The sequence below is a fragment of the Pseudoduganella sp. R-31 genome, assembly GCF_049913235.1.
GTDB lineage: Bacteria > Pseudomonadota > Gammaproteobacteria > Burkholderiales > Burkholderiaceae_D > Rugamonas.
Map to the genome: position 1 here is coordinate 5,100,003 of NZ_CP183986.1, position 21,103 is coordinate 5,121,105.

Sequence of the window (21,103 nt, forward strand, 5' to 3'; positions counted from 1 at the left end):
GTTCTCACTCATCAAACGCCCCACGTTGATACGCTGCGTACTCCGGCGACTGGGCGTGGTGACGCCGCAATTGGGTCGCGAAGCCCTGCTCCAGACCCTCATCGCCCATCTTGTGCTGCACCTTGATCGCCAGCCACAGTATGTCGGCCGGCAGGCTGTCCAGCTTCGCTACCTTGTGCAATTGCGTGATAAAGAAGCTGGCGCGCGGATAATCGCGCCGCGCATAGTACACCTTGGCCAGGCCGATATTCGTTTCCGGCACATCCGGCGTCAGCTTCAAGGCGCCCAGCAGGTAGCGCTCGGCCAGGTCGATGTCCCTGACCTTCAGCGCGCAGTTGCCCGCATTGTTCATGGCACCGGCCGGCGAGCGGTAATTGCGGTTCGCCAGCGCTGCATCGAAATGCTTGAACGATTCCTTGACGCGGTCGTTCTGGCACAGGAAGGAACCGTAATTATTGTTCAGGTCAGGATCGTTTGGCGCCAGCTTCAGCGCCTGCAGGAAGTTGTCATTCGCCAGGTCCTTCTCGCCCATGCGCATGTAGATGATGGCGCGCAGGCTGTAGCCATTGGCGCCCTGCGGATCGGCAGCGATCGCCTTTTTCACCTCGTCGAGCGCAATCGGGTAGTTACCCTGCTCGAAGTAGCCGATCGCGAGCTGCATGCGGATCTCGGCGCGCTTCTGCGCGGAAGTCTGGTCGGAAAGGGTCTTCAGATCTTCTCTGCCGCTGGGGCCATGCCCCGAAGTCGCGCAGCCCGCCAATACGCCGGCCAGCACGACCGCGGCCAGGCACTTGAAGCGGCGCTGGGCGAAATCGGTCATCAGGAACGAATCTCCACAATCTTGCCGAAATCGGCGCCGTACTTCTTCTGGTATTCGGTCATCTTTTCCATCCGTTCAGCCACGCGGGTGCGATCTTTCACTTCGCCCGCCAGCTGCCCGCAAGCCGCGTCGATATCATCGCCGCGCGTCTTGCGGATGGTGGTTACGATGCCCGCATTCATCAGAATTTCGGCGAAGGCCTTGATGCGCGGGTTCTTGGAGCGCAGCAGGCCCGATTCCGGGAAGGGGTTGAAAGGAATCAGGTTGAACTTGCAATTGACACCGAACTCCGGATGGTTCACCAGCGCGATCAGTTCGCGCGCATGTTCATCCGTGTCGTTGTAGTTATCGAGCATGCAGTACTCGAATGTGATGAAGTCGCGCGGCGCGAACTCCAGGTAGCGCTTGCACGCCGCCAGCAGTTCCTTCAGCGGGTACTTCTTGTTCAGCGGGACCAGCTCGTCGCGCAGCTTGTCGTTGGAGGCGTGCAGCGATACGGCCAGCGCCACCGGCACGTCCTGCGACAGCTTGTCGATCATCGGCACCACGCCCGAGGTGGACAGGGTCACGCGGCGGCGCGACAGGCCGTAGGCGTTATCGTCCAGCATCAGCTTGAGTGCGGTGGCGGTCGGTCCGTAATTCAGCAGCGGCTCGCCCATGCCCATCATCACCACATTGGTGATCTGGCGCTCGCCTTTCGGGCCGGGTTCGATGCCTTTGGTCTGGCGCAGCGCGAATTCGGCCATCCACAGCTGGCCGACGATTTCGCCCACGGTCAGATTGCGGTTGAAGCCCTGCTTGCCGGTCGAGCAGAAACGGCAATTCACGGCGCAACCGGCCTGGGTCGAGATGCACAGCGTGCCGCGGTTTTCTTCCGGGATGAACACGGTTTCCACGGCATTGCCATTGCCCACGTCCACCAGCCATTTGCGGGTGCCGTCGGCGGAAGTATGGTCGCTGATGACGGCGGGCGCCACGATGTGGGCGCGGGTCTTCAGCTTCTCGCGCAAGGACTTGGCGAGGTCGGTCATGCTGTCAAAGTCGGATGCACCGAACTGGTGGATCCAGCGCTGCAGCTGTTTGGCACGGAAAGGCTTCTCCCCCAGCTCCGCGCAGTAGGCGACTAGTTGCTCCGGATCAAAATCCAGCAGGTTGGTGAGGGATGTTTCCATGCTTTTTACTCAATTTCAAAAACGGCCTTGCCCCGGACCGAAGACCCGGGGCAAGGCGCAATACTACTGTACTACATTACAACCGCTAAAAATTAACGGGAGTAGACGTTCAGTGCTGGGAAGAAGTAGGCGATTTCAACGGCAGCGGTTTCAGCGGCGTCGGAGCCGTGAACAGCGTTAGCGTCGATGGAATCAGCGAAATCAGCACGGATGGTGCCTTTTTCTGCCTTCTTCGGATCGGTAGCGCCCATCAGGTCGCGGTTTTTCAGGATCGCGCCTTCGCCTTCCAGAACCTGGATCATCACAGGACCGGAAACCATGAAGTCAACCAGGTCCTTGAAGAAAGGACGCTCGCGGTGCACAGCGTAGAAGCCTTCGGCTTCAGCGCGGGACAGCTGGGTCATGCGGGCAGCGATCACTTTCAGGCCTGCGCCTTCGAAACGGCTGTAGATCTGGCCGATCACGTTCTTGGCTACTGCGTCAGGTTTGATGATCGACAGGGTGCGTTCGATTGCCATTATGAAAAACTCCAATAAAAAGAAAGGTTTAAAAGAAGAAATTAGATTCTCGATCAACCCTAGATTTTAACATAGTTCACTCTCTATGCCCAAGGAAACACTCCTCGGGCGCATATAAGGGCTTCCCCTAAGCGTTTTTAAGTATTTCCTAAGCCAGAAAGTCCCCATCCGGTCAGCGGCATGCTATGCTTTTTGGTAAAGGAGGCATTTAAATATGCAAAACGTACATCATTTTGGCAGCGCCGTCGCCACCGACAACGCGCTGATCCGCAACCGCGTGCTGCGCAATACCTACTGGCTGCTGGCCCTGTCGATGATCCCGACCGTGCTGGGCGCATTCGTTGGCGTGACTTTCGGCATGCCCTTCCCGCGCGGCTTCATCGGCGCAATCTTGTTCCTGGGTATCGCTTTCGGCTTCTTCTGGGCCATTGAAAAGAACAAGGACTCCGGCATCGGCGTCGCCCTGCTGCTGGGCTTCACCTTCTTCATGGGCCTGATGCTGACGCCGCTGCTCAGCCGCACCCTGGGTTACTCCAACGGCGCCACCTTGATCATGACCGCATTCGGCGGCACGGCATCGATTTTCGCCGCACTGGCCAGCTATGCCACCGTGACCAAGCGCGATTTCTCGATGATGGGCAAATGGCTGTTCGCCGGCGTGATCGTGCTGATGCTGGCTTCGATCGCCAACATCTTCCTGGGCATGAGCGCGCTGTCGATCGTGATCTCGGTGCTGGTGATTGCCGTGTTCTCGGCGTATATCCTGTTCGACGTGCAGCGCATCGTCAACGGCGGCGAGACCAACTACATCTCCGCCACCCTGGCCCTGTACCTGGACGTGTACAACATCTTCACCAGCCTGCTGAACCTGCTGGGCCTGGCCGGCGACCGCGAATAAGCGACAAGCTGTCCAATGAAAAAGCCGGCATCCGCCGGCTTTTTTTCGTTTGACCCACACCTTTGCGCCAACTCAATCCGTACCCCACACGATTGGCAAACACTTATCGCATCGCCACCCGTGGGAGCCTATCATGGAAGCGGATTCCCCTGACCACGAAGAACGTATTCGCAAACTGGAGGAGAGAGTGCCTGACCTCGCCTGCGAAATCAAGCTTCTGAGTGAACGCCTGGACAAGTTCGCGATAGAGCTGCGGGCTGAGATCGCCAGTGCTGTCGCCGAGTCGGAAACGCGCATGCATGCCTATGTGGATGGGCGCCTGGCGGAACTGGAGCAGCGGCTGACCGCGCGCATTGTCGCGCTGGAGCAAGGGCAGCGCTGGATCATCGGACTCCTGGTCGCCATACTGCTCGGGATGGTCGGCCTGGCAAGCGGCATGGCGACCATCCTTTCCCGGCTGGCTTAGGCCTTACACGAGGTCGAACACCGCCATCGACTCCACGTGCGAGGTGTGCGGGAACATGTTCATCACGCCAGCTTGCGACATGCGATAGCCGGCGCGGTGCACCAGCACGCCGGCATCGCGCGCCAGGGTCGATGGCGAGCACGACACGTAGACGATACGCTTCGGCAGCATGTCCGGATTCGACTCCCTCAGCTCGGCCAGCGCCAGCGACAAGGCCATGGCGCCGTCGCGCGGCGGGTCGATCAGCATGCGGTCGAACTTGCCGAGGGCGATCAGGTCATCCTTGGTGATCTCGAACAGGTTACGGCACTGGAAAGTGGTGTGGCCGTCAACGCCGTTCACCTTGGCGTTCGACAGCGCGCGCTCAGTGAGCGCGGTGGAGCCTTCGATACCCACCACTTCGCGCGCCTGGGTCGCCAGCGGCAGCGTGAAGTTACCCAGGCCGCAGAACAGGTCGGCCACGCGCTCTTCCTTTTGCACGTCCAGCAGGCGCAGCGCCTTGTGCACCAGCACGCGGTTGATGTGGTGGTTCACCTGGGTGAAATCGGTCGGCTTGAACGGCATCTTGACGCCGAATTCCGGCAGCGTGTAATACAGCTCCTTGCCGGCCGGGTAGAACGGGTATGCCGTGTCCGGGCCTTTAGGTTGCAGCCACCACTGGATCTTGTATTCGTCGGCGAAGGCCTTCAGCTTGTCCTCGTCGCCTTCGCCCAGCGGTACCATATTGCGCATCACCAGCACGGTATTGTCTTCGCCGACGGCCAGTTCGATCTGCGGCACCTTGTCGAAGATGGTCAGCGAGTGGATCAGGGCGCGCAGCGGCATCATCATGTCCGACACGTGCTTCGGCAGGATCTGGCAGCTCTGGATATCGGCTACAAAGACCGATTTCTTTTCGTGGAAGCCGACCAGTACCGTGCCCTTCTTGGCCACGTAGCGCGAGGACAGGCGCGCACGATAGCGGTAGCTCCAGGTCGGTCCATACATCGGGCGCATCATGGTGTCGGACTTGACCTTGGACAGGTGCCACAGGTTATCTTCCAGCACGCGCTGCTTGATCGCCACCTGGGCCGACGCTTCCAGGTGCTGCATGGAGCAGCCGCCGCAAATGTCGAAGTGCTCGCACTTCGGCTTGACGCGCATCGACGATTCCTTGTGCAGCGCGGTCATGCGCCCCTGCTCCCAGTTCTTCTTCTTGCGCAGCAGCTCGAAGCTGACTTTTTCGCCCGGCAGCGCGCCTTCGATGAAGACCACCTTGCCCGGCGAGCCGTCTTCGTTCTCGATGTGGCCAACGCCACGGGCATCCATGTCCAGGGATTTGATTTCGACGATGTTGTCTTGCATAGCGATTAAGGTTGCAGCCGGCGCGTTGCGCGCCCAAAGCCCGCTATGATACCAAAAACCGGTACCCCGGTGTCAGACCCGCGGGGTCTGACACCAATCCACAGCAACTGCAGGCCAGGTGTCTGACCCTGCGGGTCAGACACCGCACTTCCGGTTTCAGAGAAGCGAATCGCGTACCACGCCGCGCGCCGCCATCGCCCGCTTCAGCTTGACCAGCGCTTCCTGCTGGATCTGGCGCACCCGCTCGCGCGTCACGCCCATTTCCTCGGCCAGGGTTTCCAGCGTCGCCGGATCGTCGTTATCGAGCCCGAAGCGGCGCATGATGACAATGCGCTGCTTGTCCGGCAGCTTGGTCAGCCAGTCGCGCACCAGCACCGTCATCTCATGGTGTTCGGCGCGCGCGTCGGGCGAATCCTCGGAATCGCCCGGCAGCATGTCCATCAGCGACGACTGGGGGTCGTTATCCAGCGGCGCATCGAGCGAGGTGGCATGCTCGGACAAGGCCAGGATATCCTGCACCTCTTCCACCGGCCGCCCCACCAGGTCGGCGATATCCTCCGCCGTGGCATCCTTGCCATTATGGTGCTGCGCCTCCAGGTGGTACTTGCCGCGCAGGATCTGGTTCAGTTCACGCACCATGTGCACCGGCAGGCGCACCGTGCGCGCCTGGTTCATGATGGCGCGCTCGATGCTCTGGCGAATCCACCAGGTGGCATAGGTAGAGAAGCGGAAGCCGCGCTCCGGCTCGAACTTGTCGATGGCGCGCATCAGGCCGATGTTGCCCTCTTCGATCATGTCGAGCAGCACCACGCCGCGATTGATGTAATGCTTGGCGATCGACACCACCAGCCGCAGGTTATGCTCGATCATGGTCTGGCGGGCGGCGAAATCGCCCTGCTTGGCCAGCGTGGCGAAATGCACCTCCTGCGGCGCCGTCAGCAGGGGACGGGTGCCGATCTGGTTCAGGTAGTGCTGGGTAGTGTCGGTGGAGAGCTCCGCCGCCAGCACCTTTTTCAGTTCGTCGACCGTTTCAAGGACGGCGCTGGCGCCTTCAACCGCAACCTCGCCGTCCGGTTCCATGGAATCGATGGCTACTTCATCGATCGGCTCGTCCGGGAATTCCTCAGGAATCGAGTCGTCTTCCAGTTGGTCATTCGGCGAGCGTGTCATGGGTGCTTATCTAGCGGTTAGGCAGGAATTTCGATGGATCCACCGGCTTGCCCTGCTGCCTTATCTCAAAGTGCAGCTTGACCGTGTCGGTATCGGAGTCCCCCATTTCAGCAATTGCCTGGCCCCTGCGCACTTCCTGCCCCTCCTTGACCAGGATGGAGCGGTTGTGGGCATAGGCCGACAACAGGCTGTTACTGTGCTTCACAATGACGAGATTACCATATCCGCGGATGCCGCTACCGGCATACATCACTTTTCCTCGTTCAGCAGCCAACACTTGTTGTCCGGCGCGCCCTGCGATGTCGATGCCCTTGTTCCTGCCCTCGTCGAACTGTGCCACCACGCGGCCATCGGAAGGCCAGGTCCACGACAGGTCGCGGTCTTCCGCGCTGACCGCAGCTGCCGGCGGCACGGCCGGCGCCGGGGTTGGGGCCAGGCTGGCCACCATGGCCGGCTTGTCGGCGCGTTCGTCGGATTTCTGCAAATCCGCCACCGCGGCATCGGAATACGGACGTTTCTCCCCCTTTGGCGTCGACTTGCGCGGCGGCGGCGGGGTCTTCTCGATCTGCGGCGGGGTCGGCACGGCCGCTACCTGCACGCCTTCGGGTTGGGTCAGGCGCAACACCTGGTCGACCTTGATGTCGTCCGGGTTCGACAAGTTGTTCCAGGCCGCCAGGTCGCGATAATTCAGGCCGCGGTCGAAGGCGATGCGGATCAGGGTGTCGCCCTTGTGGACGGTATAGTAGCCTTCCTTGTCTTTCGGCTCCTCCACCGGGGCCACTTTCGGCGCTGTGGTGGGGTGCGGTGTCGAACGATCTTCGACCGGGGCCTGGGTCGGCACGGTCGAACATGCGGTCAGCACGGCCAGCGAGGCCGCCATCAGGAAAAGGGAATAGTTCTTCGTCATTCTATTGATCTGTGTGTTAAACGGTGCCAGGGCGCAGCGGCACAAAATGGCAGTCTTCCAGCGTCTGGCGCACCCATTCGTTCTTGCTGACACGGGTCACCAGTTCGAGATGCTGGGTGCGAGCCCCGACCGGGGCGACCAGGCGGCCGCCGATATTCAGTTGATCCAGCAAGGCCTGCGGCACTTCCAGGCCAGCGGCGGCAAGGATGATGCCATCGAAAGGCGCCGCCTGCGGCAAGCCTAGCATACCATCTCCGTAGTGCAAACGCAGGTTCGGCACCCGCAGGGGCCGCAAGTTGGCCTTGGCCAGTTCATGCAGGGGCTTGATGCGTTCGATCGAAAACACCTCTTTCGCCACGCAGGCCAGCACCGCCGCCTGGTAGCCGCAGCCGGTGCCGATTTCCAGCACGCGGTGCAGATCCTGCCCGGCGCGCATCACCTCGATCATGCGCGCCACGATATAAGGCTGGGAAATGGTCTGGTGGTGGCCGATCGGCAGAGAAGCGTCGATATAGGCTTGCGGCGCCAGGCCCTCGTCCATGAACATATGGCGCGGCACGGTGTCGAGCGCGCCCAGCACTACCGGGTCGCTCACGCCCTGCTTCGCCACCCGCTGCACCATGGCGCGACGCACGCCGTCCGATACCAGGGCATTCTGGCGCGGCGCCGCCACGGGGCCAAGCTGCACCTGGGCGCGTTCCTGGGCATAGGAATGGGCGCGCGAGGGCGATGCCACCGGTTGCGGCGGGCGCCAGCCGCCCGGGCTGGCTGCGGCAGTGCGGGCGGCATTCTGGGTGGCGGTTTGGGGCGTGGCCACGGAGCTGTAGACCGGCTTTTTCGCCGGGCTCTTGTCGGTAACAGAAGACAGGGGCAGCGGGAAAGTGCGGGTCTTTTCGCTCATTCGATGGCCTTTGCCAGGGTAGCGAGTTGTTGGCGATGGGTCAGGTCGATCTGCAATGGCGTCAGCGAAACGCGGCCATTGGCGACGGCATGGAAGTCGGTGCCCTCGCCGGCATCCTTGCAGGCGCCGGGCGGGCCAATCCAGTAGATCTCCCGGCCGCGCGGGTCAAGCGCCTTGACCACGGGTTCGGCCTGGTGGCGGCGGCCGAGGCGGGTCGGGGTCAGTGGACCCAGCTGCTCATACGGCAGGTTCGGGATGTTCACGTTCAGCAGGTAGGGCCGCTCCAGCAGTCCCAGGTAGCGCTGCACCAGGTCGCGCGCCACGCGCGCCGCGGCATCGACATTCGCCCAACCGTAGGAACCCTGCGAAAAAGCCATCGCCGGCACGCCGAACAGGTAGCCCTCGGTGGCGGCGGCCACCGTGCCCGAGTACAGCGTGTCATCGCCCATGTTCGGGCCGTTGTTAATGCCCGACACCACCAGGTCCGGCACGTGGTCCAGCAGGCCGGTCAGCGCCACGTGCACGCAATCGGTCGGCGTTCCATTGACAAAATAGAAACCATTGGCCGCCTGCTGAACCGACAAAGGACGGTCCAGCGTGAGGGAATTGGAAGCGCCGGAACGGTTGCTGTCGGGCGCCACAACCACGATATCGGCAATTGGCTGCAGGGCTTCCGCCAGCGCATTGATGCCAGGCGCCAGGTAGCCGTCGTCGTTACTGATAAGGATTCTCATACAGGGAATTTTACCTGAAGCAACGACTGGCGCAGCGCGCCGGCGGCGACAAATTTACATTGCCGCCGGCATCGGCCAGTACCCTGCGCGCTCTTGCTCGAGCGGCAAGGCATGGTGGTTGTTCAGGGTGGCCGGCCCGGCAGCGGGCAGGCGCTGCCAGGGGCAGAGCCCATCGCCAAACCATTGCATAAATGCATAATAGCCTTGCTGCAGCGCCAGCGCCGGCAGCGGTTCGCCACTGGCCAGGCTGGCGCAGTGCGGCAATTGCACCGCATCGAAGTACTCTTCCAGCGACAGCCAGGGCAAACCGTAGGCCTGGCCCAGCATGCCTTCGAACAGGGGCTGGTAGCCGCCCTCCCCATCCTCGCCGCGGCGCCAGAACCTGCATTGCGCCTCGTCCGAGGTATCGATGCGCGATGGCAGCGGGTAGACCAGCAACTGGCGCTGTTCGTCCTCATGGCAACTGCGATAGCCGGTGGCGCGCGCCACCAGGTCCCGCAGGCCGTCCAGGTTTTGCCGGTTCGGCGCGAACACCAGCACCAGCCGTGTCGGCAGCAAGGTTGTGCAGATGGCGGCGCAGTCGGCGCGACCGCTGCGCGCATCGACCAGCACATGGCCGAAATGGCGCGCCAACCGCGCGGCAAAGGTGCGGAACAGCGCGGGGCAAGCGTCGAACAAGCTTTGCCAGTCCAGCATCGCCGCGCGTTCCGCATGGCTGCCATCGCACCGCCCAGCGCGCAGCAGCCAGAGCGGCCGGTCATCGCATGCCCTGATCAGGTACTGCTCCCAGCGTACCGCGTCGAACACCGCCTCGGCCAGCGCCTGCTCGCTGGCGTAGCGGCCGGCGCGCTCCTGGAGCTGCTCGCGGCATTCTTCGAACAGGTCCAGCACTCCCGGCGCCTCCGCCGCGCCGGGAAAGTAGTAATGCAGCCCCGGAGCCTCCAGGTCCCAGTCGACCAGCAACACCGGCGCCGTGCGGCGGCTTGCCAGGATGTGCCCAAGATTGGCCAGCGCCATGGTACGGCCTACGCCGCCCTTGTAGGAATAGAAAGTGGTGACTTCGCCGGCTGCGGGCAGCTCTGGCAGGTGCAGGCGTAGGTGTTCCATGGCGCTCTTTCAGAGGTTTTTCTAGCGAGGAAAGTGAGGCGGGGCCGGCGGGCGCCATTCCGGCGGCACCGGCGGCAGCACGAACTGCCTGCAGTCGTGGTCGGGCGGAATGCTCGCCTTCAGGCAGTGGTAGTGCATCGTGATGCGCTCGACGATGCGCCGGATATCGGGCAGGAAATCGGGATTGGTCTTCAGATCCCCGGTTGCCAGCGTATAGCGCGAAAAATCGACATACATGCCAGGCTCGCTGATCTGGCGCGGCAGGTTCAGCGGATGGCGGGTCATGATGACGGGGATGATCAGGTGGCTTGGCAGCTCGTACCAGCCGCTGCGCTCGGCCTCGATCATCTGCATGGCGGCGAATTCGCGCCGGGTATATGGGTGGGCTTCGTACTTGGGCGTGTAGATCACGATCATGGTGGCGCTCTGGCACATGGCCAGCGCAAGCCGGCGGTCGATATCGTCCCCGCCACCCAGTTGCTCGCTATCGACAAACAGCTCGGTCTCGTTGTCGAAGTGGGGCTCAAGATAGCACTTCAGGGCATCGACCAGGTCGTCCTTGAAGTGGCTCATATATGCGTGCTGGCCATGCGCGTAACTGAAAAAGCAGCCGTACCGGATACTCATGGCAATCGCCTCCCCTGCCTGCCAAATGTATTCCCCTCCCGCGCGATAAACTTTGTGCCGGCGCAAAGTGTTCTCGGGCATAATCGCACGATCGTTCCAAAAATGATGGAGACCATATGAAGGCTATCGTTTGCAAGGAGTGGGGCCTGCCCGACACGCTGGTGCTGGAAGATGTGCCCGACCCGCAGCCTGGCCCCGGCCAGGTGGTGTTGCAGGTAAAGGCGGCAGCAGTCAACTTTCCGGATGTACTGATCATCCAGGGCAAGTACCAATACAAGCCTGCCCTGCCCTTCACGCCGGGGAATGAAGTCTCGGGCGTGGTGCTGTCGGTGGGCGAAGGGGTGCAGGGCTTCAAGCCGGGCGACAAGGCGATTGCCTTCTCCGCGCATGGCGGCTTTGCCGAACAACTGCTGGTGCCCGCCGCTTCGCTGATGCCGATGCCGCCGGGGATGGATTTCGACACCGCCGCCGCGATCACCCTCACCTACGGCACCTCGCACCACGCCGTGGTGGACCGCGCCCGGTTGAAGGCCGGCGAAACCATGCTGGTGCTGGGCGCCGCCGGCGGCGTCGGTCTGGCGGCCATCGAGATCGGCAAGGCGCTCGGCGCGCGGGTGATTGCCGCCGCTTCCAGCGAGGAAAAGCTGGCCGTCTGCAAGGAGCATGGCGCCGACGTCCTGGTCAACTACAGCAGCAACGACCTGCGCGAAGCCATCAAGGCCGCTACCGACGGCAAGGGCCCGGACGTGATATACGACCCGGTCGGCGGTGAATACGCCGAGCCGGCCTTCCGCTCGATCGGCTGGCGCGGCCGCTACCTGGTGGTGGGCTTTGCCAACGGCGAGATACCGAAGCTGCCCCTGAACCTGACGCTGCTCAAGGGCGCTTCGCTAATGGGCGTGTTCTGGGGCGAGTTCGTCAAGCGCGAGCCGAAAGCCAACCTGGCCGGCATGATGCAGCTCCTGGGCTGGCTGGCCGAAGGCAAGATCCGCCCGCACATCTCGGCACGCTACGCCCTGGCCGACACGCCGCGCGCGCTCGAAGCGATGGCAGCACGCAAGGTCACCGGCAAGGTGATTGTCAAGCCTTAAGCCACTGCACGAAGCGAACGGCGAGATAAAGCATCGCGCCGTTCGCGGCAAGCATCGCCGCCAGGTGCAGCGCCATCGCCGCCAGCGTTTGCAGCAACGGCCCTGCGGCGCCACTGCCGCTGCCGCAGATCGTCATCAGCGCCGGCACGAGGATGAAGCCTGCGCCGTGCGCCGTGGATGTGATGAAAGTCCACAGCGCCATTCCCGCCTGGCCCGCCAAGGCGTGGCCTTTGCCGATGCGGCAGGCCAAAGCAACCAGCAGCAGCACGCCTGCGCCCCACTGCAGGGCCGGGCGGTCCAGCGGCAGCCGGAATGCCACCGCCGCCGCCACCGCCATCGACGCCGCATGGCCGCAGGCGATCGCCGTCACGGCCCGCCAGGGCCGGAAGATCGACATGGCATCCCCGCATCACGCCTGGGAGCCGCAGCATGACGCCGCCGGTTGCGCGTAGCGGTCATGATGCCTGACCCACGCCATCGTGTACGGCAAATCATCCTCGTGCCGCCCGAACGGCGTGAGATCGAGGAAGCGATAGGTATGCATCATCACTTCCACCCCGCGGCCGTAGGTCGAATAAGTGTGGTAGACCGTGCCCGCGTCGTCCTTGTAGAAAACGCTGACGCCGGGCGCATCTTCGTGCGGGAAAGCCTGGCCGGTGTAGTTGTAATAGACTTCGCCTGCAGCCATTTCTTCCGGCGCGAAACTGACGTGGAAGTCGTAATTGAAATCGCTGTCACCCGACGACACCCATTTGAACCGCCAGCCCATTTCCTTGCGCATGCGCTCCAGGCTGGCCAGCGGTGCGCGCGATACCGCCACCACGCTCACGTCGCGCTGCGCCAGGTGCGCCAGCGCGCCATCCGTATGGTCGGCCATGTAGGAGCAGTGCGCGCAGCCGCGCTCCTGCCCGGGCGCAAACATGAAATGCTGCACCACTAGCTGGCTGCGCCCTTCGAACAGGTCGGACAAGGAACGCTTGCCCTGCGGCGTGTCGAACACGTACTGCTTGTCAACGCGCACCCACGGCAGCGCGCGGCGGGCGCTGGCCAATTGGTCCTGCTGGCGCATCAACTCCTTTTCGCGCACCAGCAACGCCTTGCGCTGCGCTACCCATTGCTCCTGATTGACGATGGCGTTCATGATTACTCCCCTCGTGGGCGGCGCACTGCACGCACCTTGCCGCTATTCTCGCCGCCGGCATAGAACAAGCCGGCGCCATCGGATTCCAGGCCGCTGACGAAGACGCCCGGCGGCATTTCCAGCCGTTCCAGCACGGCCCCGCTGTGCGGATCGACATGGCGGATGTCGCTCTGGTCGCCCTCCCAGGTGCCATGCCAAAGCTCGCCGTCCACCCATGTCACGCCGGTGACGAAGCGGTTCGATTCGATGGTGCGCAGCACGGCGCCGGTCTCCGGATTGACCTGATGGATCTTGCGTTCGCGGTACTGCCCCACCCACAGGCTGCCTTCCGCCCACGCCAGGCCGGAATCCGCGCCTTTGCCGGGCGCAGGAATAGACGACACCACCGCTCCGCTGGATGGGTCGATCTTGTTGATCCGTTCTGCCGCGATCTGGTACAGGAACTTGCCGTCGAATGCCGTGCCGGCATCGGCGGCCACCTCCAGCGAGCGCGCCTGCTTGCCGCTCTCGGGATCAATGCCGATCAGGCGGGCGCCTGTTGCCGCCCATACCAGATGGCCGTCGTAAGTAACCCCGCCGACTTTGGTAACGCCGTCGAACGGGCCGTATTCGCGCAGGATTTCAGCCGTGCGCACCTTGCTTGAATTGTGTGTCATTGCCTGGCTCCTTATGAGGCGCGCCTCGATTGGCGCCGCAAATGAACTTTATTCCAACGGCAGTGCAGCAGGGAGTAACAAGATTGTCGTGAATCCGGCCAGCGGCGGCGACAGCCAGCGCCGCGTGCGGGCACTGCCGATCGAGCGCACCCGTCCCTCCGCCTCCAGTTCAGCCAGGGCGCGCTGGACGGTGCGCTGGCTGGCATCAAGCGCCAGGGCCAAGGCCGAAGTCGACCAGGCAGCGCCCTCGGACAAGAGCGCCAGCAACGCAGCCTGCTCGCCATCGATCGGCGGCTCCAGCATGGCCAGGCTGCGCCCATCACCAGGCCGGATCGCAAAGCCGAGCGGCGTTGCCTCGATGCCGGCCAGTCCCTTGAGGAGCGCGCGAAGGCGGCCGATCTCCACCCGCAACCGCGCGCGGTGGGTTTCGTCGGGGCGACGCGTGTTGAAGGCCCGTTCGATCAGCAGGTCTCGCCCGGCATCGCCCGGCCAGGCCTCAGCCAGGATGCGGGCCAGCGCAAACAATACCGGCCTGCGGGCCAGGGAACGCCAGGCCGCGCCGCAGCCCAGGCCTCGCCGGCAGGCATCCAGTACCAGTGTGCCCGATGCCAGCAGAGCTGCCACTTCGTCGAGCGACAGCGCGCCGCCACCGTGCAGGCGCGCGGCGGGACGATGCAGCGCAGCGCTGGCCTCCACTACCTCTGCCAGAAGCTCCGGCACGCCCGAGCGGGTGGCCGCCGCATGCGCGTGCGCAAGCGCGGCCCTTGCCTGCGCCGGGCGTAGCGTTCGCATTGCCAGTTCGGCCGCGGCCAGTTGCGCAACTGCCGCCAGAGACGGCGTCAGGGCACGGATATCGAGGCGCGACAGTTCAGTTGCAGCGGCTTCGAGGCGTCCAAGCAGGAGGAATTTACGGGCGGCGATCAAGCGCGCCTGCAAGGCATTGCCATAGTCGCCGTGCGCTTCCAGCACCGCCAGCGCGGCCGCCAGCGCGCGCGGCGGGGCTGCAAAATCACGCATGGCCATCGCCACTTCCGCTTCCGCGACAAGGCAGCGCGCGCGGGCCAGTTCTTCATGCGAGCCAAAGCCACGCGCGGCACGCCGCAGCAACTCGCGCGCCCTGGGAAAGTCGCCCAGCCGCGCCATGGCGATGCCGCGCAGGGCCAGCGCCGGTGGGTCGTCGCGCAGTGCCACATGTTTCAGGGCGCCCAGCACGTCACCGCTGGCAAGGGAACGGGCCGACGCGGTAATCAGGGAATCCATCGCGCTTCAGCCGGCCCTGCGCACGCGCGAGGCAGCGGCGCGCAACAGGATGCGTGAATAGAGCTGATGGAAGCCAAGCAGCGCGCGGAACAGGCCTCCCTGCCGCGAGTGCACGACTGCGGAGCCAAAATACAGCCGCGTGCCCTGCCCGGCCGGCGCCGCCATCAACCATGAACGCGTGCTGCCTGCGACATCGCACATCAGCAACTGATCCGGCGCCCGCCCTTCCACCGACCACGCGGAGAAATGCTGGCGCTGGCCGCGCGCCAGCTCACGCGCTTCCACATCGCGCGAAGGCCGCGCAACGAACAGCGCCAGCAGCAACCGTTCCAGCTTGAAGACGGCGGTGGTGTAGAAAGCCTCGACATAGGCTGCATGCGCGACCTGTTCCGGCACGTCGATGGCGAAACAATCGGTGTAAGCCCCCTGCTCGCGGTAACGCTGCAACAAGGCGTCCTCGGGCAGGTCGGCGATCACAAGTAGGTCCAGGTGTCGGCGCCGTCGAACTTGCGGACTTCCATTTCCGCCACGGCTTCCGGCGCGAAATTGGCCATGTTCACGCCCATGCGGCCATCGTCATTGGGCTTTAGCGACTTCCAGTGCGTGACACAGCCGCAGGTCCGGCAGCGCACCGTGCGCAGTGACTTGTCGCCCCAGACGTAATCCTCGGCATGCGCCGGATCGCCCTCGATGCGGACCCCGTCTTCGGGATAGAACGCCCACAGCGCCCGCGTGCGGCGGCAAATCGAGCAGTTGCAGTCGATCAGGTAGGCCGGCGCGGCCGGCACCTCGATCGTGATTGCGCCGCAGTGGCAGGAACCGGCAAGGATGGTCATTTGACAAGCATAACACCTCGCTCGTCGATCTGCAGGCGCTCGGGGTCGGCCCCCAACACCAGCTTCAAATTTTCTCGAGCGCTGTTGCGCAGGTTGGCAGCCGCGTGCTCCGGCTGCGCCTTTTGCTGCTGTGACTTGTAAGCCAGCGCCATGAAAGCGCCGACCATGGCGCTTTTCTCGTACAGGTTGCGGATTGTTTCCGCGCTTTGCTTCTCGGCCACCGCCGCGAATTCCTCGTCCGGCACCTCGCGGTTGGCGAAGACCATGTAATTGCCAACGATGAAGGCCGCCATTGCGCCGTCCAGGTCATCGCGCTGCCATCCCATTTTGGCAGCCACCTGCTGGTAGACGTCCATGCTCTGCTGGAAGGCTTGTGCCATCGCTGCCTGGCTCGACGCCGGAAACACCTTTGCCAGCTCCCGCGCGTTGCGCTGCACCGCCGGCGGCGCCTCCATGCGCGCCGCCTTGCCGCGTGAGTGGAGCCCGGTGTTCATGGAATTGTTGTTCATCACCGCCATGTTGGCGAAGTTGATCAGCGGCGCCGTCGTCATGGAGTAATCCAGCCCCAGGCCGACATAGCCCTGCGCGCGGGCCGCAGGCGCAGCGAGCAGCGCGGCGTACAGCATCAGGTGCGGCAGCAGCCGGTTCATGCGCTCATCACCTGGCTAGGCAGCAGGTCGCTCATATTGTCCGCCACATTGCGTGCATTGAAGCAGCGGAAACGGAACTCGCCGCCATCCTCCAGCTCGACTACCACGATGCCGGTCAGGATGCCGAACTCGCGCCGCACGGAACGCACTTCACGCAGCGGGATGTGCACCGGCTGCAAATCATCGTGCACGGCCTTGTTCATGATGTTCGGCACCCAGTCCAGCGCGTCGGCCGATACAGTGACGATGCCGCCCACCCACAATCCGCCAATGACGGCGCCGATCGCTTCCACGTTGCGCGCGGCCGCCCCGCCGAAACGGCGATTGACTACTGCATCGGTAATGAAGGCATTGCACAATTTCTTGATAAAGATCGTCATTGGAACCTCATGCCGTGTTTGTCGAGGAATAGGTTGGCGGGATCGCCCTTCAGCACCAGCTGCAGGTTTTCGCGGGCGGCGTTGCGCATGTTCTCGTACACGTCAGGCGGGGCACTCAGGATCAACTTGCACTTCATCGCGTCACCTCGACATTGCACAAAACGTTGTCTGAGAATATACAATTTTGCACAACGCGCCAACCGAATCGAGGTGCGTGAAAGTCACTCAGGGCGGGAGGTATCGGAAATGAAGATTCGCACGCTGGCCTGGCTGGCCATCGCACTGCACGGCTCCGTGCAGGCAGGCGAAGTACTGCTTGATATTCCCACGCGGCCAGGCGCCACCGTGCGCGTGCTCGAGATGACAGGCGAGCGCACCCCCAGCCATGTGGTGCTTTACCTCGCAGGCGGTTCAGGCCAGCGCGGTTTGCAAGGCGTATGGCCAGGCAGCCTGCCGGCCGATCCGGACACCTTGTTCGGCGCACAGCGCCAGATGGCGGACCAGGTGGGCGCCATGGTGGCGCTGGACACCGCCAGCGATCACGAAGTACTGGATATCGCCAGCCGTCAGGGATCCGCGCACGGCCAGGACGTCGCCGCTGTCGTCGATTTCATGCGCAAGCGCCACCCGCAGGCGCGCCTTGTCCTGATGGGGAGCAGCGACGGCGCCTTTTCCGCCGCCTTTCTTGCCAACCGCTTGCCGGCCGTGGATGCAGTGGTGCTGGTCAATGGCAGCGCCGACGCCTGGGCCGAAGCACCGCACCTGAAGCGCCCCGTGCTCGGCGTACACCACCGGCGCGACGCCTGCCTGCCCTTCCGCGACAGCTATCCGAAGGCGCGCTTCTTCCCGCTGATCGCAGTCGACAGCGAAGCCTTCCCGCAGGTCTTCGCCGGCACACGCCGTGACTGCAGCCGCGAAAGCGCGCACGGTCTGCAAGGCCAGCGCTCGCAAGTCTACCGGGCGATCGGCAACTGGCTGCAGAGCGGCGAGGCGCCGCCGGAACTGCGCTAGCGATTCATGCCGCCCGGCGTTCGACCAGCAGGCGCACAGGGCCGGGCAGCCATTGGCGCAGGCTGGCGCCGATCGCGGCTTCCCGCCGCTGCCAGAACACGCCGGCGGCGATAATGGCGATGCCGATAGCCGTCAGGGCTACCGGGAACAGCAAGCTGTCGCGGAAAACGGTGTATGACAGGTGGCCCAGGTAGCCAGCCAGGCCAAAACCGCCAAACACCGCGAACACGCGGCGCGACAAGGCGGCGCCGATGCCGATCATCAGGACGTTGATCAAGCAGTAGACCAGTTTGCCCAATTCGCTGCCCGAATCCATCGACGACAGGGCGCCCCAGAACGTCAGCACGCCCCAGATGTACAGCCAGAACGCATAGTCCTTGTCGCTGCGGTTGCGCAGGTCGATCCACAGCGCGAGCAGCGTCATGGCAATGCCGAATAGCGCCGAAATCACTTTGCCTTCGTGGGAAAACAGGCTGTAATGGCCAAGCAGCATTTCCGTCACGTCCATGCTCATGTACCACAGGGTCACCGCCAGCGGCATCACGGTAAATGGCATGCGGTAGCGCCATAGCACCACGGCGCCGGCGCCCAGCGTGGCCAGCTCCATGAGAATCCAGCGCCAGTCGATGAAGTAGTGATAGTTGCGATAAGTGCTGCCGGCGCCGCCGTCCGCCCACAGGCCGAGCATATGCTGCAGGCCGTATACTGCCACCGGCACCAGCACCACCGCGAAAGCGGCCAACACACCGGCCGGCAGCATCATGCCGCGGGCGCGCAGCCACTCGACCGCTCCCAGTGCGGCCACCATATAGCAAATCGAAATGAACAGCAGGCCGGTGCCGCCAAACGACTCCCAGCCCAGCGTCATGAACAGCGACATGGCGCCGATGGCGACCAGGCCGCCCAGGTAGTACAGGATGTGCGCCGGTTTGAAGCCGGGCGTATGCTGCTCACGCTCCACCAGGAACTGCCACAACCGCCCTGCCTGGCCTTCGTCCAGCAGGCCCTGGCCTGCTGCTTCGTCCAACATCGCGCGTGTCAGTTTCATGACGTCTCCCTGGGGTTAATGGCCTTTGAAGAATTCGATGACTTCCGCCGCTTCGCGCGTACGCTTGAAAGGCGGCAGGCTTTGCCAGATGCGGCGGCCATACGGCTTGGAAATCACGCGCGGGTCGCACAGCATCAGCACGCCGCGGTCGCCTTCATCGCGAATCAGGCGGCCGGCCCCCTGCTTCAGGTTGATGATTGCTTCCGGCAGGGTATGGCCCATGAAGCCGTTCAGGCCCTGGCGCTCCATCACCTCGATGCGGGCGGCCAGCACAGGATCGTCCGGCGGCGCGAATGGCAGCTTGTCGATGATTACCAGCGACAGCGCTTCGCCGCGCACGTCCACGCCTTCCCAGAAGCTCTGGGAGCCGATCAGCACGCCGTTGCCGGCCTTGCGGAACTGGTCGAGCAGTTCGGTGCGGCCACGGTCGCCCTGCACGAACAGCGGGAACTTCAGGCCGCGCTTGTCGAATTCGTCGCGCAGGCGGTCGGCGGCGCGCTTGACGGCGCGCAGCGTGGTGCACAGCAGGAAGGTGCGGCCGCCGGCCGCCTCGATCACCGGCAGCGCCGCATCCAGCACGGCGTCGGTATAGCCCATCGAATTCGGGTCCGGCAAGCCTTGAGGCACATACAGGATGCCCTGCTCCTCGTAGTTGAACGGGCTTGGCCAGTTGCGCGCGACTTCATTCTCCAGGCCCAGTTGCTGGGCGAAGTGGGTGAAGTCGTTTTTCACCGCCAGCGTGGCGGAAGTGAAAATCCAGCTGCGCGGCACGCCTTCGCGCTGGCCGTTGAAGATCGGCGCTATCGACAGCGGCGTTTTATGCAGTTGCAGTGAGCTTTGGAAGGCCTCCACCCAGAACACCGCTTCTTCGCCGGCAGCCACCTTGGCCTTCGGATCGAACTTCCAGGCTTCCAGGCGGGCCGACAGCTCGTTGCCGCGCACGCGGCATTGTTCTATGGTCTCGGCGCGCTCGGCATTCTTTTCCAGCACGGCCACCATGTCGTTCAGTTCATCCTTCAGCGTCTGCAGCGCCGGGAAGAAATCGCTGGAGGGGGCGATCTGCGGCAGCGACATGCGCACGATGTCTTGCGAGAACGTCAGGCGCAGGTCGCGCGCTGCTTTTTCCACCGGCGTGACCACCTTGGCCCACTCGGCGCCGTCGCGCGCATGGGCCAGGCCCTCGGCCAGCACATCGCGGCACAGTTCAAGGATCTGCGAGGTGGATACGCTGTCGCCGAAGAACAGCGTGGCAGTATCGGGCAACTGGTGCGCCTCGTCGAAGATCACGGTGTTCGCGGAAGGCAGCAGTTCGGCCACACCGGTATCCTTCAGCGCAACGTCGGCGAAGAACAGGTGGTGGTTGACTACCACCACGTCGGCCTGCTGCGCCTCGCGGCGCGCCTTCATCACGAAGCAGTCCTGGTAGTACTGGCACTCCTGCCCCATGCAATTCTCGCGGGTCGACGTCACCAGGTTCCACACCAGGGCGTTTTCCGGCACGCGCGCCAGTTCGGCCTTGTCGCCGGTGCTGGTCATTTTCAGGAAGCGCGAAATCTCGCGCAGGTAGCCAACGTCCTCGCGCGAAGTCATGCGGCCGTTTTGCAGCGTGCGTTCCAGGTGGTAGTGGCACAGGTAGTTGGAGCGCCCTTTCAGCAGCGCGACCGAGACCGGTGCCTGCAGCGCGGCGCGAATGGTCGGAATATCGCGCAGGAACAACTGGTCCTGCAGGTTCTTGGTACCGGTGGAGACGATGGTCTTGCCGCCCCACAGCAGCGCCGGTACCAGGTAGGCAAAGGTCTTGCCGGTGCCGGTACCGGCTTCGGCGATCAGGGTCTGCTGCTTGGCGATGGCATCGGCGATCGCCTTGGCCATCTCGGTCTGCGATTTGCGTGGACGAAAGCCACCCACCGCCGGGCCGAGGGGGCCGCCGGGTCCAAACAGGCGCTCAATATCGGCGTCGTGCGCCCCCGGAGGAAAAACCGGATCGCTCGGCGCGCCGGAAGCGGCGGTCGGCTGTTGTGTATCAGTCAAGTTATTCGAAGAATGAGTGGCCCTGCTCAGGCCGGTACGTCGGGCACCAATTGCATTTTCAGCAGGGTGATATAGTCTTTCAATTGCAGCTTACGCTTCTTGAGGCGGCGCAACTGAAGTTGATCGTGGTGACCATCCAGGGTCAACATTTCAATGACTGCATCCAGGTCGCGGTGCTCGACGTCGAGCTCAACGATGCGACGCTGGATTTCTTCTTTGTTGATCATAAATGGGAAGTCTGCACGATTTCGATTAACGTTTGCTTACAGTTTCGTAGGGACAACAGGCTATACTTGCAACAAAACTGCATACTGTGCATAGTTTAACTCAGGTAG

26 protein-coding genes are annotated in these 21,103 nt (G+C 63.5%); 4 read left to right on the plus strand and 22 right to left on the minus strand.

Annotated elements, in window-relative coordinates:
* Window positions 1–4: 4 nt before the first annotated feature.
* The 3 genes from pilW to ndk form a co-directional block, all read right to left on the minus strand.
* Window positions 5–820, minus strand: a complete 816-nt coding sequence (gene pilW, locus ACN9MY_RS23180) for a type IV pilus biogenesis/stability protein PilW (protein WP_426318749.1) — start codon at window positions 818–820, stop codon at window positions 5–7.
* The gene (gene rlmN, locus ACN9MY_RS23185) at window positions 820–1,992 is read right to left on the minus strand and encodes a 23S rRNA (adenine(2503)-C(2))-methyltransferase RlmN (protein ID WP_426318750.1); all 1,173 of its coding nucleotides are present in this window, start codon (window positions 1,990–1,992) and stop codon (window positions 820–822) included. Before rlmN ends, pilW begins: the two co-directional genes overlap by 1 nt.
* 92 nt (window positions 1,993–2,084) lie before the next feature.
* A complete protein-coding gene (gene ndk, locus ACN9MY_RS23190; protein WP_155441729.1) occupies window positions 2,085–2,510 on the minus strand; it encodes a nucleoside-diphosphate kinase in 426 nt (141 codons plus the stop codon).
* A 214-nt stretch (window positions 2,511–2,724) separates the two neighbouring features.
* Here ndk and ACN9MY_RS23195 point away from each other — a divergent pair, with 214 nt between their 5' ends.
* Both ACN9MY_RS23195 and ACN9MY_RS23200 read left to right on the plus strand, forming a co-directional pair.
* Window positions 2,725–3,408: a Bax inhibitor-1/YccA family protein gene (locus tag ACN9MY_RS23195; protein ID WP_426163108.1), complete on the plus strand. Its 684-nt coding sequence runs from the start codon at window positions 2,725–2,727 to the stop codon at window positions 3,406–3,408.
* A 133-nt stretch (window positions 3,409–3,541) separates the two neighbouring features.
* A complete protein-coding gene (locus ACN9MY_RS23200) occupies window positions 3,542–3,874 on the plus strand; it encodes a hypothetical protein (RefSeq protein WP_426163110.1) in 333 nt (110 codons plus the stop codon).
* A gap of 3 nt (window positions 3,875–3,877) precedes the next feature.
* On the opposite strand, the gene rlmD is transcribed toward ACN9MY_RS23200, so the two are convergent.
* From rlmD to ACN9MY_RS23235, 7 genes are all read right to left on the minus strand, one after another.
* Window positions 3,878–5,218 (minus strand): 23S rRNA (uracil(1939)-C(5))-methyltransferase RlmD, encoded by a 1,341-nt coding sequence (gene rlmD, locus ACN9MY_RS23205; protein WP_426336195.1) that lies wholly within the window; start codon window positions 5,216–5,218, stop codon window positions 3,878–3,880.
* A 156-nt stretch (window positions 5,219–5,374) separates the two neighbouring features.
* Entirely contained in the window at window positions 5,375–6,388 is a 1,014-nt protein-coding gene (rpoS, locus tag ACN9MY_RS23210) for an RNA polymerase sigma factor RpoS (RefSeq protein WP_426163114.1), read from the minus strand.
* A gap of 10 nt (window positions 6,389–6,398) precedes the next feature.
* Entirely contained in the window at window positions 6,399–7,295 is an 897-nt protein-coding gene (locus ACN9MY_RS23215; RefSeq protein WP_426318753.1) for a peptidoglycan DD-metalloendopeptidase family protein, read from the minus strand.
* Between the two features lie 16 nt (window positions 7,296–7,311).
* Entirely contained in the window at window positions 7,312–8,196 is an 885-nt protein-coding gene (locus tag ACN9MY_RS23220) for a protein-L-isoaspartate(D-aspartate) O-methyltransferase (RefSeq protein ID WP_426318754.1), read from the minus strand.
* Window positions 8,193–8,930: a 5'/3'-nucleotidase SurE gene (surE, locus tag ACN9MY_RS23225; RefSeq protein WP_426318755.1), complete on the minus strand. Its 738-nt coding sequence runs from the start codon at window positions 8,928–8,930 to the stop codon at window positions 8,193–8,195. Before surE ends, ACN9MY_RS23220 begins: the two co-directional genes overlap by 4 nt.
* A gap of 54 nt (window positions 8,931–8,984) precedes the next feature.
* Entirely contained in the window at window positions 8,985–10,037 is a 1,053-nt protein-coding gene (locus tag ACN9MY_RS23230) for a KGGVGR-motif variant AAA ATPase (protein ID WP_426163122.1), read from the minus strand.
* 21 nt (window positions 10,038–10,058) lie between these two features.
* Window positions 10,059–10,664 carry a toll/interleukin-1 receptor domain-containing protein gene (locus ACN9MY_RS23235; RefSeq protein WP_426163124.1) on the minus strand — a complete coding sequence of 202 codons (606 nt, stop codon included), beginning with the start codon at window positions 10,662–10,664 and terminating at the stop codon, window positions 10,059–10,061.
* Window positions 10,665–10,780: 116 nt separating this feature from the next.
* On the opposite strand from ACN9MY_RS23235, the gene ACN9MY_RS23240 reads away from it, so the two are divergent.
* The gene (locus tag ACN9MY_RS23240; RefSeq protein ID WP_426163126.1) at window positions 10,781–11,755 is read left to right on the plus strand and encodes an NADPH:quinone oxidoreductase family protein; all 975 of its coding nucleotides are present in this window, start codon (window positions 10,781–10,783) and stop codon (window positions 11,753–11,755) included.
* Here ACN9MY_RS23240 and ACN9MY_RS23245 read toward each other — a convergent pair.
* Genes ACN9MY_RS23245 through ACN9MY_RS23285 form a run of 9 tightly spaced genes read right to left on the minus strand, consistent with a single transcriptional unit; the run spans window position 11,745 to window position 16,815 of the window.
* Window positions 11,745–12,152: a hypothetical protein gene (locus tag ACN9MY_RS23245; protein ID WP_426318756.1), complete on the minus strand. Its 408-nt coding sequence runs from the start codon at window positions 12,150–12,152 to the stop codon at window positions 11,745–11,747. The genes ACN9MY_RS23240 and ACN9MY_RS23245 overlap by 11 nt on opposite strands.
* A 12-nt stretch (window positions 12,153–12,164) precedes the next feature.
* Window positions 12,165–12,896, minus strand: a complete 732-nt coding sequence (locus tag ACN9MY_RS23250) for a DUF899 domain-containing protein (RefSeq protein WP_426318757.1) — start codon at window positions 12,894–12,896, stop codon at window positions 12,165–12,167.
* 2 nt (window positions 12,897–12,898) lie between these two features.
* Window positions 12,899–13,552 (minus strand): glutaminyl-peptide cyclotransferase, encoded by a 654-nt coding sequence (locus ACN9MY_RS23255; protein ID WP_426163132.1) that lies wholly within the window; start codon window positions 13,550–13,552, stop codon window positions 12,899–12,901.
* 48 nt (window positions 13,553–13,600) lie between these two features.
* Entirely contained in the window at window positions 13,601–14,812 is a 1,212-nt protein-coding gene (locus ACN9MY_RS23260) for a helix-turn-helix domain-containing protein (protein WP_426163134.1), read from the minus strand.
* Window positions 14,813–14,818: 6 nt separating this feature from the next.
* Complete coding sequence (locus ACN9MY_RS23265) at window positions 14,819–15,289, minus strand: hypothetical protein (protein WP_426318758.1); 471 nt, start codon at window positions 15,287–15,289, stop codon at window positions 14,819–14,821.
* Window positions 15,286–15,648 carry a GFA family protein gene (locus ACN9MY_RS23270; protein WP_426163138.1) on the minus strand — a complete coding sequence of 121 codons (363 nt, stop codon included), beginning with the start codon at window positions 15,646–15,648 and terminating at the stop codon, window positions 15,286–15,288. The genes ACN9MY_RS23265 and ACN9MY_RS23270 overlap by 4 nt, the downstream gene beginning before the upstream one ends.
* Window positions 15,645–16,298, minus strand: a complete 654-nt coding sequence (locus tag ACN9MY_RS23275) for a DUF6683 family protein (RefSeq protein WP_426318759.1) — start codon at window positions 16,296–16,298, stop codon at window positions 15,645–15,647. Before ACN9MY_RS23275 ends, ACN9MY_RS23270 begins: the two co-directional genes overlap by 4 nt.
* Window positions 16,295–16,678: a hypothetical protein gene (locus ACN9MY_RS23280; RefSeq protein WP_426163142.1), complete on the minus strand. Its 384-nt coding sequence runs from the start codon at window positions 16,676–16,678 to the stop codon at window positions 16,295–16,297. The genes ACN9MY_RS23275 and ACN9MY_RS23280 overlap by 4 nt, the downstream gene beginning before the upstream one ends.
* Window positions 16,675–16,815, minus strand: coding sequence for a hypothetical protein (locus ACN9MY_RS23285; RefSeq protein WP_426163144.1), 141 nt, complete (start codon window positions 16,813–16,815; stop codon window positions 16,675–16,677). The genes ACN9MY_RS23280 and ACN9MY_RS23285 overlap by 4 nt, the downstream gene beginning before the upstream one ends.
* 109 nt (window positions 16,816–16,924) lie before the next feature.
* On the opposite strand from ACN9MY_RS23285, the gene ACN9MY_RS23290 reads away from it, so the two are divergent.
* Entirely contained in the window at window positions 16,925–17,689 is a 765-nt protein-coding gene (locus tag ACN9MY_RS23290) for a hypothetical protein (RefSeq protein ID WP_426163146.1), read from the plus strand.
* A 4-nt stretch (window positions 17,690–17,693) separates the two neighbouring features.
* Here ACN9MY_RS23290 and ACN9MY_RS23295 read toward each other — a convergent pair whose 3' ends face one another.
* The 3 genes from ACN9MY_RS23295 to ACN9MY_RS23305 are packed head-to-tail and all read right to left on the minus strand — an operon-like array spanning window position 17,694 to window position 20,995.
* Entirely contained in the window at window positions 17,694–18,737 is a 1,044-nt protein-coding gene (locus ACN9MY_RS23295) for a DUF2157 domain-containing protein (protein WP_426318760.1), read from the minus strand.
* A gap of 15 nt (window positions 18,738–18,752) precedes the next feature.
* A complete protein-coding gene (locus tag ACN9MY_RS23300; protein WP_426318761.1) occupies window positions 18,753–20,768 on the minus strand; it encodes an ATP-dependent DNA helicase in 2,016 nt (671 codons plus the stop codon).
* Between the two features lie 26 nt (window positions 20,769–20,794).
* Window positions 20,795–20,995, minus strand: a complete 201-nt coding sequence (locus tag ACN9MY_RS23305; RefSeq protein WP_055931517.1) for a YdcH family protein — start codon at window positions 20,993–20,995, stop codon at window positions 20,795–20,797.
* Window positions 20,996–21,103: the final 108 nt, after the last annotated feature.